This is a genomic window from Treponema porcinum, assembly GCF_900167145.1.
Taxonomy (GTDB): domain Bacteria; phylum Spirochaetota; class Spirochaetia; order Treponematales; family Treponemataceae; genus Treponema_D; species Treponema_D porcinum.
On the sequence record NZ_FUWG01000005.1, the window covers coordinates 108,080 to 122,914 of the forward strand.

The following is a 14,835-nucleotide window of genomic DNA, read 5'->3' on the forward strand; positions in this document are numbered from 1 at the left end:
CTATCAAAATTTCCTATCTGTTAAAAACTGCCGTTTTTGTCCACAGCGTTCCCATCATACTGTCTTCGCTCGTAATCGTCTTTTGATTTGCCTCATACGCGCGGTTTACTTCAATCATCTGAACCATCTCGTTTACGACATTTACGTTTGACGTTTCCATATAGCCCTGAAGGAAGCGCGGGCGGTCATTTCCCTCTGCAATGACGGCAGAACCGGAAATATCAGTTGAACGGTACAAATTTGCGCCTGTTTTCTGAAGATAGCGCTCATTGTCAAAACGGACTGTCTTGAAACGGTCTATAACCTCGTTCGTGTCCTGTGAATAAATCATTCCGTCTTCATTAACGGTGAATTTATCGTCCGTAACATAGATATATCCGCTTTCGCCAAGAACAGGATATCCGTCTTTTGTTTCAAGGATACCTTCTTTTCCAACCAGAAAATTTCCGTCACGGGTATAGCGTTCGCCAGCAGGTGTCTGCACAGCAAAAAAACCTTTTCCTGAAAAAGCTATATCTGTATTTGAATCAGTTTGTCTGAAAGAGCCTTGCGTAAAATCTGTGTAATTTTCGTTCGTTTCAACGCCAAGTCCAAGTTTTCCGATAACAGGAGCTGCATCTGCAGAGCCGAACGGCGTTTCGTACACGCCGTCAAGATTCATACGTCTGATTAAAAGTTCCGAAAAAGACTTGCTTACCGTTACGTCGCGCTTGTAGCCTGCCGTATCAACATTGGCAAGATTGTTAGAAATCGCATCAAGCCTGTTCTGCTGTGCGTTCATTCCGCTTGCGCCTGTATACCATCCACGAATCATTACTGTACCTCCAAGACCCTGCGGCATCTGATGCCGTTACTTTATAATCGGAATTAAAAAAGGCGTTATTTAGGAAAACTTGCAGAAAAAATCGTATAGTTTCGCAGAGCGTTTCCCCTTTTTTTTGTTGTAAAAACAGACAATGAAGCTATAATAAAGTTATGACTAACAATAAGAACGAGCCGCGTGTCCTTGCCTTGATTTTAGGCGGCGGAAAAGGCACAAGATTATATCCTCTTACAAAAGAACGCTCAAAGCCAGCTGTTTCTTTCGGCGGTAAATACAGAATTGTAGACATTCCGATTTCAAACTGCATTAACTCAGGTTATAAAAAAATTTACCTTTTAACGCAGTTTAATTCTGCGTCCCTTCACCTGCACATAACAAATTCATATAATTTCGACCGTTTTTCTTCGGGATTTGTAGAAATTCTTGCCGCAGAGCAGACTCTTGAACATTCCGGATGGTATGAAGGAACGGCTGATTCCGTGCGAAAGGGACTCGTCCACTGCCGCTCGCAGCATCCGACCCACTACATAATTCTTTCCGGCGACCAGCTGTACCGTATGGATTTGCGTGCATTCTTCGAGGCGCACCTTAAGTCAAACGCTGATATTTCCGTTGCAACAACGGCAGTTACGCGCGAAGCGGCATCGGGCTTCGGAATAATGCAGATTGACTCAAACAATAAAATCAATTCCTTTATTGAAAAACCTGCAAAAGATATGGACATTGAAAGCTGGAAAATTCCGCAGGAATCACGGGGTGCGCTTCCTGCAAACAAAAAATACCTTGCGTCAATGGGAATTTACATTTTCAACACAGAGGCACTTGAAAAAGTCCTTGACAGCAGTTTTACCGACTTCGGAAAAGAGATTATTCCGCACGCAATCAAGCAGATGAACGTAAATTCCTATATTTTCGACGGTTACTGGGAAGACATTGGAACGATAAAAAATTTTTATGACGCAAACATCCAGCTGACAGACATAAATCCGCAGTTCAACTTCTATGAAGAAGACGAGCCGATTTATACGCATATGCGAAACCTTCCGCCGTCAAAAATAAACAGTGCTCAGATGACCGCAACTCTCACTTCCGAAGGGTGCGTCATCACCGACTGCAAGATACACCGCTCTATAATCGGACTTCGTTCTATAATTGAGAATAATACAGTGCTTGACGGTGTTGTAATGATGGGTGCAGATTTTTACGAAACGCGTGAAGAAAAAAATACAAACAAGAAAAAAAATATTCCGACGCTTGGAATCGGACGGAACTGCCACATTACAAAAGCAATTATAGATAAGAATGCCAGAATCGGAAACAACGTCCGGATTAACGTTGACGGAAAAAAATATGAAGACGGTGACCACGGAAGTTTCTACAGCGCCGACGGAATTATCGTCATCAGAAAAGGCGCTGTAATTCCTGACGGAACTGTAATCTAAAGATAAACCGGCTATTGATTTGAGACTGCGGAAGCCTAGTCTTCTGCAGTGCTGCCGAGTTTTCTGTTCAAAGTCTTGCGTTCTATTCCAAGAATTTCTGCGGTCCTGGATTTATTTCCCTTGTTCGCCGCAAGATTTTGCTGAATGATTATCTTTTCCGCCTCTTCAAGCGTAATTCCGAACGGAACGGAAATTGAGCCTTCCCCCTGATATTCGCTGATTGACGGCGGCAAATCTTCAAGCGTAACCTTCGTGCCGGAACACATAACGCAGGCGCTTTCTATACAGTTCTGAAGCTGTCTGATATTTCCCGGCCAGTTATACTTATATAAAGCGCTGCGTGCACGGTTATCAACACCTGTAATGGACTTTCCGTTTTCCTCGCTGAATTTCTTGACGAATGCATCTACAAGCAGCGGAATATCGTCCTTTCGTTCGCGCAGGGCAGGAACAGGGATACTTACAACGTTCAGGCGGTAGTACAAGTCTTCGCGGAAACGGCCGGCCTTTACCTCTTCCGCAAGATTTCTGTTCGTAGCCGCAACTACGCGTACGTCAACTTCAAGCGTTTCTTCGCCACCGACGCGCTCGAATTTTTTTTCCTGAAGAACACGAAGCAACTTGATTTGGGTAGACTGATTTATCTCGCCTATTTCATCAAGAAAAATCGTTCCGCCGTGCGCAAGTTCAAAGCGCCCTTTTTTCATACTGTCTGCCCCGGTGTAAGCGCCTTTTTCGTGCCCGAACAGCTCGCTTTCAAGCAGAGATTCACTGAGTGCGGCGCAATGCACTTTTATAAATGAATTGTTTTTTCGCGGTGAAAGCGAATGGATTGCATCCGCAACAAGTTCCTTTCCAACGCCGCTTTCTCCGGTAATGAGAACGCTCGCTTTTGACGGCGCAACTTTTTCAACAAGATTGAAAACCTTTTGAATTTCTGCGCTTTTTCCTATCATCTTGCCGAACGAATGAACTGTATCAAGTTCTGACAAAAGCATTTTGTGCTTAAGGGAAAGTTCCCTTGTTTCAAGCGCACGTTTTACGATTGCGTTCAGCTGATCAAGATTAAGCGGTTTTGTCAGGAAATCATACGCACCGTTTTTCATTGCATCTACCGCGGCATCAATACTGCCGTGTCCGGTAAGTACAATTACAGGAATTCCAGGCGTTTCCGTCGTTACGCGGCGCAGGACTTCTTCGCCGGAAATGCCGTCCATACGCAGGTCTGTTACTACAAGGTCAATGTCGCCCTTGCTTACAAGTTCAAGTCCCTGCCTGCCGTTTGAAGCCGTACGGACTGTATAGTCCTCCATTTCAAAATTCGAAGCAAGTCCGTTCCTGATATTTTCTTCATCATCTATTACAAGAATTGTAAATTTCATAGCAGTTCACCTTTTTTCCGTCAATTTTCCGTCAGCTTTCTATAAGTTTTCTATCTGTCTGCGGTACAGGAATAGAAAGCACAAATGAAGTTCCCTTCCCCTGTTCTGACTTAACCTGAATATCGCCGGAAAACTCTTTTATAATTTTATAGACCATCGTCATTCCAAGACCAGTACCGTTCGCTTTTGTCGTAAAATACGGCTCGAAAATCCGCGCCGCCGTTTCTCCGCTCATTCCGGTTCCGTTATCTTCAACCGCAATCAGAATTTTATCATACGATTCCGAAACAGTTATGATAATCTTACCGGTCATATCCTTCTTTTCCGGCTGATTTTCCTGCGCACAGCAGCTGTCGCCGTAACGTTCCTTGATTGCCGCAAACGCATTCTGAATAAGATTGATGACGGCTTCGCGGAAGAGTTTTTCGTCAATAAGAAGGCGCGGACAGTTTGACGGAGCGTTAAGGACAAGCGAAACGCACGACTTGTTGAATTCAGGCGCAAAAAATTCAACGATATTGGAAAGAACTTTCACCGGATTGGAAAGAGTAAGCTCCGCCTTTACAGGGCGCACCGCAAACAGAAAATCCATCACAAGTTTGTTCAGGTTTTCAATTTCTTCATTAACTACGTCAAGATGTTCCTCAAGCAGTTTTTTGTCAGGGAGCATTCCGTCCGTACTGCGCTTTTTGTTTACCGCACGCTGAATAAGCTGAATGTGAATTGAAATTGCGCCCAGCGGATTTTTTATTTCGTGCGCCATTCCGGCAGCAAGATTTGTAAGGCCAGCCATATTTTCCATACGGCGGAGCTTCACCTCCTGCTTGCGTTTTTCCGTAATATCATAAATTTTTATGATGTTTCCGCGCATTTCCGAATTGTGCACCAGAGAAAAAATAGACACCGTAAGAAAACGGACTGAACCGATTGAATCAGTCGTTGTAAATTCCTCAGAAACATTAGTCTTATCTTCATCTGCACATTTTTTAAGGAACTCGGAAATCTCCGGTTCGGAAATAAATTCCCACACGCGCAGATTTTCACCTTTTGCTTCGTCAGAATAATACATAAACGAAAGATAGCGTTCGGCAATTTTATTTATTTTCAAAATCTTCCATTCGCGGTCAACAACAATCAGACCGGTAGAAAGCGACTCAAGAATAGAGTCAAGCATTTCGTTTTCGGTCGTAATGGAATTCAAGACTGTTTTCAGCTGCTCCTGAGAAAGCTTGGGGAGCATTTCGGAAACACGTTTTACATAATCACGCATAACAGCACATTCCCATACATTTTATTTACTTTTGAAAGTTCTTTTACAAGGACTTCCAGCGCAGACTGAACGGACTGGTTGAATACGGACACATTGTTCCAGCAGTCCTGAACTGCCTTTACCACACAGGAAGAAGCCTGCGCACCGGAAGGAGTTTTGAAGAGCGGGCGCTGATATTCAAGGAGTCCGCGAAGAAACACCTTGAGCATAATGCGCGGCTCAAAGTTTTTACATTCTTTTATGACGCCCTGAATATCCGGAATATGACCGGAAGCAATCTCCGATAAAAACGACTTTGCGCTTTGCCTGAGCTGATCCGGCAAGACAGGAAGAAACGTCTGCAAATAGTCATCAATAGAGCCTGAAAAACTGTTTTTATGAAATACCCGGGATATTACGTCCTGCTGCTGTTCCAAAGTTCTTTCGGAAAAATTGTACGTACGAACGCGGCTCAAAATTGTCGGCATAACAGCACTGCGGCGCGTTGCAGTCAGAATAAAAACAGTATCTTCCGGCGGTTCTTCAAGGATTTTTAAAAGTGCGTTTCTTACGCTTTCAAGCATCCTGTCAGCATTTTCGATAATTATCGTTTTTGTTCCGCCGGAACTTTTCATCCGCGCCCAGGAACTCACGTTCCTTATATGGCTTATCGGTATTGAGGCGTATAAAAAATCTTTTTCCAGTTTCTGGCAGAGTTCAACAAGTTTTCCGCAAGTTTTTTCAACAGTTTTAAAGTCAGGCAGATTATGCGGAAAATCAACTGTTTCAAGTTGTTCATCAATTTCAGATGTTACAGAAGCAATTTTATTGATTTTATCATCATCATTCCACAGCACTGGAGAAAAACGCAGAGTAAGCTTACGAACACTGCGCAGGAACAAATAGCGTGCTGCCGTAAGGTACGATGCATTGTTTGCGGCTGCCTGCAAAAACGCATAGGATGCAGCGGCAATTTCCGGAGTACAGTCGCGCGGACCTGTCAAAATAAGATTGCCGCTTACAAGAGCCTTGTGCTGCAGGCAGGACGGACACGTGCAGTTCCAAATAGCGTGCGGCGTTTCGGTACACGAAAGAATGCGCGCCGTTTCCAAAGCAGCAGTAAGTTTTCCGCTTCCCTGCGGTCCTGAGAAAAGTACGCTGCCCGGAAACTGTTTCGAGTCTAAATCAGACTTAAGCTGCTCTGAAATAGTCTGGTGAAGAAGATTGTCATACATTTGCAGCCATTCCTTTTACATACTCGGCAGAACTGTTTATCACTCCTGAAAGCACAGAAAAAAACAGGCTTTCGGAAACGATGTTGTCAATGTTAAACCAGGGCTGAACTGTCATTACGACCATAATGAACAAAACAACTACAAGCCCTTCCAGCACTCCAAGAAGAAATCCAAGAATTCTGTCCAGACCTCGCATAATTTCACCTGAAAACAATTTGTCAACAAGCTGCTGAATAATGCAGATTATGAGAAAAACGACTACAAATATAAGAAGGAACGAAAGAACGGCAGAAATAATTGTATTGTGGATCGTATTTTCAACAAACGGCGTAAGTTTTGGTGAAAAGATAATAGCGCACGCAAGTCCGCCGAATACAGACATTTTGCCGAAAAATTCCTTTATAAGTCCTTTTATCATAGCAAGAACGGCAAAAATCAAAATGATGATTAAAAAACATATATCAACAGGCGCAAAAACCATATCATTACACTCCAACGAACGTTTTGTTCACCTCAGTATACAATAAACCGGCAATTTTTTCAGCCGGCTTTTCAGTTCCAGAAAGCGAGCGCGCTTTTTCTCCGAACTGCCGCCGTATATCCGCATTAAGGAAAGGCTCTAAAGCCGTGCGCATTTTTTCAGAAGATGCATTTTCCCGCGCAAGAACGACGGCGGCACCTGCTTTTTCAAAATACGCAGCATTATCCTCCTGGTCACCGCGCGTTCCGCTTCCGCACAGAGGAACAAGCACCATCGGCTTACCAAGAACGGCAGATTCCCAAATTGAATTCGCACCGGCGCGGGAAAGAACTACGTCACAGCATGCAATAACATCAGGCATCTCGGAATAAATAAAAGGATACGGTCTGTAATTCTGCCGGACACATTCAGCTGCAGATTCCATCACAAAATCATCAGCGTTTTTTGTTCCCGTCTGATGCACTACAATAAAGCGCCTGCACAGCCATTCGATATTTTCCTTTACAAGATAATTTATCTGTCTTGCCCCAAGACTTCCGCCCAGAACAAGAAGTACAGGTTTATCAGCCGCCTCTATTCCAAGAAAAGAACGCCCTCTTTCCGCGCTTGCAGAATAAAACACTGGCCGAACGGGATTTCCAGTAACAATACATTTTTGGGCAGATGAAACACCCAAAAATCCGGCAGTTTCTTTGTATGAAACAAGAATCTTCTTTGCACTCTTTGCATTTATGCGCGTTGCAAGTCCGGGCGTAAAGTCACATTCATGGGTATACACAGGAATACGCAAAAGGCGCGCGCTGAAGCACGGAGGAACGCTTACAAATCCGCCTTTTGAAAAAAGAACGTCTGGGTTTATTTTAAGAAGAATGAAAAACGAAGCAATAAATCCTGCAAAAATCTTGAAAAGGTCAAAAAAATTTTTCAGTGAAAAATAACGCCGTAACTTTCCGGACGGAATTCCGTAAAACCGGTCTGCGCTTGGTTTTCCGTCAGCACCGATGTTTTTTTCTACAATCGTCCTGTCCATGCCGGATGAATTACCTATCCAATATATGTGTACTTTTTTGTTGTTTTCAGCACAAATTGCACGAACAGCATCAGCAACGGCAAGCCCCGGATAAATATGACCGCCAGTACCGCCACCCGTGCATACAATAGTAATATCGCTCTTATTTTTTGTCATAATACCAAATTGTATTATTCTTTATGGTATTTTTCAAGGAGAGAAAGTATGGCTTCTTTTTTAAAAAGACTTGCATAGGCATACGCGCTCATTCCCATGGCATCAGGAATGTCGACGTCAGCACCGTTTTCCACAAGAAGGCGGCACAAGTCGATTTTATCAGCACCAACTGCAAGAACAATCATCGTCTGTCCGTCCTTGCTAAGTCTGTTCACGTCAGCACCCTGCTTTATAAGAAATCCTGCAATATCAGTATTTCCCTTCCACACTGCATCCATAAGCGGAGTATAGCCGCGGTCATCAGAAACAGGATCAACGTCACAGCCGTGAGAAACAAGCCATTTCACAAGTTCAAGACTTTCGCACCGGCAGGCAACATTCAGCATTGGAGTTCCTTCACTGTTACGGATATTAACGTCCATTCCTGCACGCAGATAACAGGCGCACAGCTCCGTATTTTCCTTTTCAATCTGCAATGCAAAGCAATCCGACGAAAACGGAAGCCCATGCTCAAACAGGTAGCGGTATGCTTTGTTTTTTTCAAAATCAGAAATAATCTGCCCTTTCTGCTCCCCAAGATAAGAAACAAGAGCGCCAAAATCCTCGCTGACAACAAGCTTATCGGAACAGTCAATTTCACGACTCAAGTCCTGCAAGTCAGTATAGACAGGAACTGATGCGCCGCACATAAAACCGGCGATAAAATCAATTTCACGGCTCCGTTCCTCAACTGAAATAACGCAGTGAGTAATGCCGCCAAGATTTCCATATACAGAGCGCAGTTCTGACTCCTCAGGTGAAACAGCAGATAGCACTGCATCCTTAAAATTACGTTCCACAGCAGAACGCATTTTCTTCATTTTATTTTTGTCGGAACAGATTAAAAGCCAATTCATAGCATCTATTATAAGACTGAAAAATCAATAAGACAAGAAAATTTTTGTTTCAGGAAGTCATAAAAAAAAGACCCGAACTTTTGTTCAGGTCTTTTAGTGGACGGTGAGAGGATCGAACTCCCGACATTCTGGGTGTAAACCAGACGCTCGTACCAGCTGAGCTAACCGTCCGTATCTCGTTGCGATGTATAAACTATATCACAACAAGATATTTTATGTCAACAGGTAAAATAAAAAAAATGATTATTTTCCGCAAATTTTTTTCTGACATTCTTTATAAATCTCTGATGTCTTCTGAACGACATCAGATGGAATTTCCTTAATGGAAGCATCGCCAGCAAGACCGTTCGCCTTAAGCCAGTCGCGGACAAACTGCTTGTCATAGCTTGCAGGGCTTGAACCCGGTTCATATTTAGAAAGATCCCAGAAACGGCTTGAATCAGGAGTAAGCACTTCATCAGCAAGCACAAGTTCGCCGTTCTCGTCAAGACCGAATTCAAACTTCGTATCTGCTATGATAATGCCGCTCCTGTATGCGTGCTCGTAGCACTTTTTGTATACGTCAAGTGCTGCCTTTTCAATTTTTTCGCCAAGCTCACTGCCCAAATCATTTTTCATATAATCCAAAGTTACGTTTATATCGTGTCCTTCGGCAGCTTTTGTAGAAGGCGTAACAATCGGCTCGTCAAGTTTTTCAGCCTGAATATAAGTCTTGTCAAACTTATGACCAAGGAACGGCTCGCCCTTTTTATACGCTTCATACATAGAACCGAACATATAGCCGCGGACAATTACCTCATATGGAATCATCTTAAGTTTTTTTACAAGAATAGTACGCCCTTCATACTCCGGTTTCTGGAATTCAGCAGGCATATCTTTCAAATCAGATGAAATCATATGATTTTTTACAATATCCTTAGTATAGTCAAACCAGAAATTGGAAAGCGCGTTCAGAACTTTTCCCTTGTCTGTAATTAACGTAGGAAGAATAACGTCGAATGCGCTCAAACGGTCTGTCGTAACGATGACCATCCGTCCGTCTTCAAGGTCGTACACTTCGCGGACTTTTCCGCTGATGATTTTTTTCATTTTACTGCCCCTGTCTATATGAAATTATTACCAGATAGTACCATTTTGTGTACTATTTTTCAATTGCCCGCATTTTCTTACATCCGGCATTACGCTTCTTCCTCAACTTCAGAAAGTTCTTTCTGCGTATCAGCCGGTTTGTTTCCAAGAATAATGGCTATAGGATGAAGAAACGAAACGTTCTCGCAGATAATCTTTACAATCATCATAAGCGGAACTGCAATTATCATTCCGATAAAGCCCCACATCCATCCCCAGAAAGTAAGGCTTACAAGAATGACGAACGGCGAAATGCCAAGATTTTTCCCCTCTATCCTAGGCTCAACGATGTTTCCGAGAATCATATTTACCGCCGTTATCGAAACGAATATAAATATAATGCGAAGAGAGTTTGGATAGAACTGAATAAGCGTAAAAAGAGTTGTTATCAGCACGGAGAAAATAGAGCCGAACGTCGGTATGAAATTCATTACGAACGCAAGAAACGCCCACAGAACGGCAAAATCAACGCCGGCGATAAGGCAGCAGATGAACACAAGCGCACCTGTTGCAAGAGAAATAAAAAATTTTATGGAAAGAAAATGAACCGTTTCCGTTATTATTTTTCTAGTTACCGTCATAACACGGCGGCTGTTCTTCCCCTGAAAAATCGCATCGACTTTTTCGTGGCTGTAGCGCATTTCAATCAGCAGAAATACAATGAAAAGCAAAATCATTCCCACATTCTTTGTAAAGGCAAGAACATCACCGGAAAAAGAAATTGCCGTTTTCTGCACGAATTCCCGGACTTTCAGCTGCCCCCAGATATTCTCAAAAAAACTTTTGTCGTCATAGAACTGGAATTCAAAAGTATCCGCGCACATCTTGTACAGATACAGGAATTTCGATTCGTATTTCGGATACTGGCTTAAGAAAGTCGTAAGGCTTGTTCCGATTATAGTCGAAAGCACCATTATAATGACGACTACAATCAGAACCATAACAATAGAACCCAGTACCCAAGGAAATTTCAGCTTTTCATTCAGCCGCTTTACAATCGGATAGAACACGCAGGAAAGCAGAACAGATATTACAACAGGAAGCATAAACGAAGCCGTTACCTTCATTAAGAAACCCATTATAACAACGCTGCAAAATAAAAGCAGATACAATATATTCTTTGAATACTGGTCTTTAGTCATACACTATTTCTTTTTAGGGCAGATTTTATCAAAGCCGCAGAACGGCACAAGAACAGGCGGAATTGTAATTGAACCGTCTGCATTCTGATAATTTTCAAAAATTGCAAGCATTGCGCGGCCTACGGCAATGGCAGTACCGTTCAATGTATGAACATACTTGTTCTTTCCGTCATCGTCCTTGTACTTGATGTTCAGACGGCGCGCCTGATAATCAGTACAGTTTGAAGTAGACGTAACTTCGCCGTACTCGCCGCCGTTTCTTCCAGGCATCCACGCTTCCAGATCCCACTTGCGGTATGCAGGAGCGCCCAAATCGCCTGTACAAGTGTCAACAACGTGAAACGGAAGTCCGAGTCCTTCAAAAATCTCCTCTTCAATTTCGCGGAGCTTGTGATGAAGTTCGTCAGACTGTTCCGGCGTAGAATATACGAACATTTCAACCTTGTCAAACTGGTGAACGCGGTACAACCCCTTACTGAACTGACCGGCAGCTCCTGCTTCACGGCGGAAACAGTGAGAAAGTCCGCCGTACAAAAGCGGCAGTTTTGACTTGTCAAGGACTTCTCCTGAATGATAGCCGCCAAGCGTAATTTCAGCTGTTGCTACAAGACAAGTTCCCTCTTCTTCAATGGCGTAGACGTTAGATTCGTTTCCGCGCGGATTAAATCCGATTCCCTTCAAAACTTCTTCCTTCGCGACGTCAGGCGTAATGAAAAGTTCAAAGCCGTGCCTGCGCAAAGTGTTCAGCGCATACTGAATAAGCGCCTGTTCAAGGAAAACAGCCTCATTCTTCAGATAATAGAATTTAGGACCGGAAACTTTTGTTCCGCGGTCAAAATCAAGCAGGTCAAGTTCTTCTGCAAGCTGAACGTGATCTTTCGGCTCAAAATCAAACTTTCTCGGAGTACCGACTTTTTTCACTTCAAGATTTTCTGTATCAAGTTTTCCCACAGGCGCATCAGGATGAACCATATTCGGAATCTGGCGCGCAGCTTCCTCAAGTTTTGCTTCAACATCACCGGCTTCAGCCTCAACGGCAGCAATTTCTTCCTTTATTGCCTTTCCTGCCTCAATGAATTTCGCCCTTGTTTCAGCGTCAAGTTTCTGCTTCATACTTGCGGCATTTTCATTGCGTTTCTGCTGAAGTCCCTGAAGTTTTGTAACAAGTTCGGTGCGCCTGTCGTACAGCTGAACGACAATGTCTGCATCCGCCGTCATATTACGGTTTTTAATATTCTGTTTTACAGCCTCAAGGTTGTCCTTTATAAATTTATAATCAAGCATTTTTCAAGCTCCCGTATATCCCTGAATAAAAAATCTGCAACTCAAACTTTGAGTTATGAAAACTACTGCAAATCGTACGTAACAGTAAGATTTGACTGAATTTTTATAGTTCCGTCACGTTCAGAAGTTTTCGTTACGCTCTCGTTTGTAATGGAAACCACATCTCCAGTCTTTGAACCGCTCGCTCCGGCAAGCAGAGAAGCGGCGTCCTGTGCATTCTGAACGGCAGCCGTTCGTGCGCGACGAATTTCGCTTGCAGAATCAGCATACGTATATTCAACCGAAGTCAGTTTCATAGACGCAGACTTACAGTCAATGACTGCCGGAACAATGCCGAGATTGCGTACCGTAACGGTTACAGTACGGCGGGCTTCATAATTGTTCCCCGGATTTGACACTGTACATTCAGACTGAAAAATATCATTTTCATTTACGCCGGCAGCAACTGCCGCAGTTACAAAACGTCCTGCAATAGTACCGTTGTCAGTTACAATCTGCTTTGCGCTCCAGCCGGAAGTCGTAACGGAAAAAGAAAGAACCGCCGAATCAGGAGAAACAGAAACAGAGCCTGTTCCGTTTACCGTTACTGTCCTGACTTTTTCTGCCGGTTTATTTATAGTACACGCCGTAACAAACATTCCGGCAAGTACAATTAAAACCATTTTTCCTGCGTATTTCATAAAACCTCCATATCAATACACTTATCTGATGTTAATATAAAACCTCTTTAAATAGATGCTTCGTTTTTTTGCCGCATCCCACAGCCTGCTTGCAGGATAGTTTTTTACAAGCAAATCATAGGAATCAACAGCACCTTTTATATTCTGAACTTCGGACTTTGCCTCAAGAATCTGACCTTGAAGATACAGCCCCTCGTCCATTTTTTCAACAGCCTTGTCAAAAAACAGTTTTATTGCGTCAAACGCCTGTGCATACTGTTTTTCATCGTACAGCGAACGCGCCGTTTTCAAAAGATCGTCTGCGCTGAGCGACGACGTATTTTTCAGTTCAGGCGCGCCGTTTTTTTCCGGAGTTTTTTTACCGGAAGAAGAGTCTGTGCGGACTCCCGGAACATTAACAGACGGAGAATGTTCATCCGGCTTTGAATCAGAAGTCTGGACGACAGTCTTTACGCCAGATTCTTCCGGCACAGAAACGGAAGAAACTCCTTTTTCGGAAGAAACGCTGCGTTCAGGCGCTTTTTCCGAAGGAGATGCCCCCGGCGCTTTTTTTGCTTCCTCTTCCGCTTTTTCACTTTTCTGCTGTCCCACTAGCTTTTCAGCCTTTATAGTTTCTGCCGTTATTTTTGCTTTCGGCGGAACAACCTCTGCGTAGCTCGGAGCCATAATATGCCCGGATGATGAATCCGCCGCTTCGTCAGTAACAACCACCTCAAGATAATCATCAATGTAATTTCCCGTCAGCGTATCGTTCTTGTAAAAATGAAGCAGAAACTTTCCGGGAACGCGCGAACGGAGCGTAAACGACTGATTTTCGCCGCCAAGTTTTCTTCCGCCGAAAATAAAATTCTTATTTCTTACGTCGCTGTTTCCTTCTTCGTCGATATTTTCCTGGTAAATCCAGCCTTTTCCCGGATATACAACGTCAATCAGCTGATTACGCTTTATGGTCATCGAGCGCGACGGTACAGGCGGCTCAACTTCTTTTTCCGGCAAGGATTTTCCGTCATTTTCAGAAAAATCTTCTGCGGCGGTCTGTTCCGTAAAATCAGCTTCAGTTCCGGAAGAAACAACTTCTCCACCGGAAGAAACAGCCGGTTCCTGAACTGCACCTGTCACTCCAGAATCAAAAGGCGGCTGGATTTCCGCTTGTGCCATTGAAGGTTTTTCAGCAGTTTCAAAATCAGGCTGAATAACGGAATCCGTATCTTCGCCGGCAGTTATTTCCTCAGAAGGAATTTCCTGTACGGAAGGCTCTTCTATTTCCGGGATAAGTTCTGCTTCAGGTTCTGCTGCCGGCTCTTCAATTTCCTGCAGAACAGGAAGCGCATCGACCTGAACCGGCTCAAGTTCTGCTTCATACGCCTCTCCCAGAGAAGGTTCATCCTCTTCGGAATAAACACCATCTTCCGTAACTTCAGCAAAATCTTCCGCCGCTTCCGAAATATCAGAAACGGACGCTGGATTTGAGGCACACGAAAATGCCATAAGAACTACAAAAATCAAAAAAACATACAATATTTTTTTCACGGAGCAGCTCCTATAATCTCTTCAATTCGTCTGTCATTCGCCCTGCCCAAAGCTTCAATTTCCGTCCTGTCAGGCACGGTAAACCATCCCTCAACGTCCTTTCCGCTCCATCGTTCTGGAGTTTTTCGGGCAGTACTGTAGCCGTCGGGAGAAGCAGGACTTTCCGGTACGACAAGCGGCTGATCAATTACAAGTTTCCGGTCTGAATCAGAAAGCGCCCCGCCTTTTTTTTCAGGCGCACTTACCTGCACTGAAAGCAGAATGACGGCACACAGCGTCATAAAAATAAGAATGACGCACAGTGCAACAATCTTTTTCTTACTTCCAAAGAGGAGTTCCTGTATATGTTCCCGAACAGACTGAAAATCAATCATTTT

Annotated in this window: 14 protein-coding genes and 1 tRNA gene; 1 reads left to right on the forward strand and 14 read right to left on the reverse strand. The window is 43.6% G+C overall.

Annotated features, from left to right (window positions below):
* Positions 1 to 13 precede the first annotated feature (13 nt).
* A complete protein-coding gene (gene flgF / locus B5D55_RS04310) occupies positions 14 to 814 on the reverse strand; it encodes a flagellar basal-body rod protein FlgF (RefSeq protein WP_078932765.1) in 801 nt (266 codons plus the stop codon).
* Between the two features lie 161 nt (positions 815 to 975).
* On the opposite strand from flgF, the gene B5D55_RS04315 reads away from it, so the two are divergent.
* A complete protein-coding gene (locus tag B5D55_RS04315; protein WP_078932766.1) occupies positions 976 to 2,265 on the forward strand; it encodes a glucose-1-phosphate adenylyltransferase in 1,290 nt (429 codons plus the stop codon).
* Positions 2,266 to 2,300: 35 nt separating this feature from the next.
* On the opposite strand, the gene B5D55_RS04320 is transcribed toward B5D55_RS04315, so the two are convergent.
* The 13 genes from B5D55_RS04320 to B5D55_RS04380 form a co-directional block, all read right to left on the reverse strand.
* Positions 2,301 to 3,647 (reverse strand): sigma-54-dependent transcriptional regulator, encoded by a 1,347-nt coding sequence (locus B5D55_RS04320; RefSeq protein WP_078932767.1) that lies wholly within the window; start codon positions 3,645 to 3,647, stop codon positions 2,301 to 2,303.
* A gap of 31 nt (positions 3,648 to 3,678) precedes the next feature.
* Complete coding sequence (locus B5D55_RS04325; RefSeq protein ID WP_078932768.1) at positions 3,679 to 4,917, reverse strand: two-component system sensor histidine kinase NtrB; 1,239 nt, start codon at positions 4,915 to 4,917, stop codon at positions 3,679 to 3,681.
* Entirely contained in the window at positions 4,902 to 6,131 is a 1,230-nt protein-coding gene (locus tag B5D55_RS04330) for a DNA polymerase III (protein ID WP_078932769.1), read from the reverse strand. Before B5D55_RS04330 ends, B5D55_RS04325 begins: the two co-directional genes overlap by 16 nt.
* A complete protein-coding gene (locus B5D55_RS04335) occupies positions 6,124 to 6,612 on the reverse strand; it encodes a CvpA family protein (protein WP_078932770.1) in 489 nt (162 codons plus the stop codon). Before B5D55_RS04335 ends, B5D55_RS04330 begins: the two co-directional genes overlap by 8 nt.
* A gap of 4 nt (positions 6,613 to 6,616) precedes the next feature.
* Positions 6,617 to 7,798 carry a UDP-N-acetylglucosamine--N-acetylmuramyl-(pentapeptide) pyrophosphoryl-undecaprenol N-acetylglucosamine transferase gene (locus B5D55_RS04340; protein ID WP_078932771.1) on the reverse strand — a complete coding sequence of 394 codons (1,182 nt, stop codon included), beginning with the start codon at positions 7,796 to 7,798 and terminating at the stop codon, positions 6,617 to 6,619.
* A gap of 14 nt (positions 7,799 to 7,812) precedes the next feature.
* Positions 7,813 to 8,694 (reverse strand): ankyrin repeat domain-containing protein, encoded by an 882-nt coding sequence (locus tag B5D55_RS04345; RefSeq protein WP_078932772.1) that lies wholly within the window; start codon positions 8,692 to 8,694, stop codon positions 7,813 to 7,815.
* 97 nt (positions 8,695 to 8,791) lie between these two features.
* Positions 8,792 to 8,865, reverse strand: a tRNA-Val gene (locus B5D55_RS04350).
* A 72-nt stretch (positions 8,866 to 8,937) separates the two neighbouring features.
* A complete protein-coding gene (locus tag B5D55_RS04355; protein ID WP_078932773.1) occupies positions 8,938 to 9,783 on the reverse strand; it encodes a phosphoribosylaminoimidazolesuccinocarboxamide synthase in 846 nt (281 codons plus the stop codon).
* An 89-nt stretch (positions 9,784 to 9,872) separates the two neighbouring features.
* On the reverse strand, positions 9,873 to 10,964 hold the full coding sequence (locus tag B5D55_RS04360; protein WP_078932774.1) for an AI-2E family transporter: 1,092 nt from the start codon (positions 10,962 to 10,964) through the stop codon (positions 9,873 to 9,875).
* A 3-nt stretch (positions 10,965 to 10,967) separates the two neighbouring features.
* Positions 10,968 to 12,248, reverse strand: a complete 1,281-nt coding sequence (serS, locus tag B5D55_RS04365; protein ID WP_078932775.1) for a serine--tRNA ligase — start codon at positions 12,246 to 12,248, stop codon at positions 10,968 to 10,970.
* A gap of 62 nt (positions 12,249 to 12,310) precedes the next feature.
* Positions 12,311 to 12,928, reverse strand: coding sequence for an SIMPL domain-containing protein (locus B5D55_RS04370; RefSeq protein WP_078932776.1), 618 nt, complete (start codon positions 12,926 to 12,928; stop codon positions 12,311 to 12,313).
* A 21-nt stretch (positions 12,929 to 12,949) separates the two neighbouring features.
* Complete coding sequence (locus B5D55_RS04375) at positions 12,950 to 14,458, reverse strand: tetratricopeptide repeat protein (protein ID WP_078932777.1); 1,509 nt, start codon at positions 14,456 to 14,458, stop codon at positions 12,950 to 12,952.
* Entirely contained in the window at positions 14,455 to 14,832 is a 378-nt protein-coding gene (locus B5D55_RS04380) for a hypothetical protein (protein WP_078932778.1), read from the reverse strand. Before B5D55_RS04380 ends, B5D55_RS04375 begins: the two co-directional genes overlap by 4 nt.
* Positions 14,833 to 14,835: the final 3 nt, after the last annotated feature.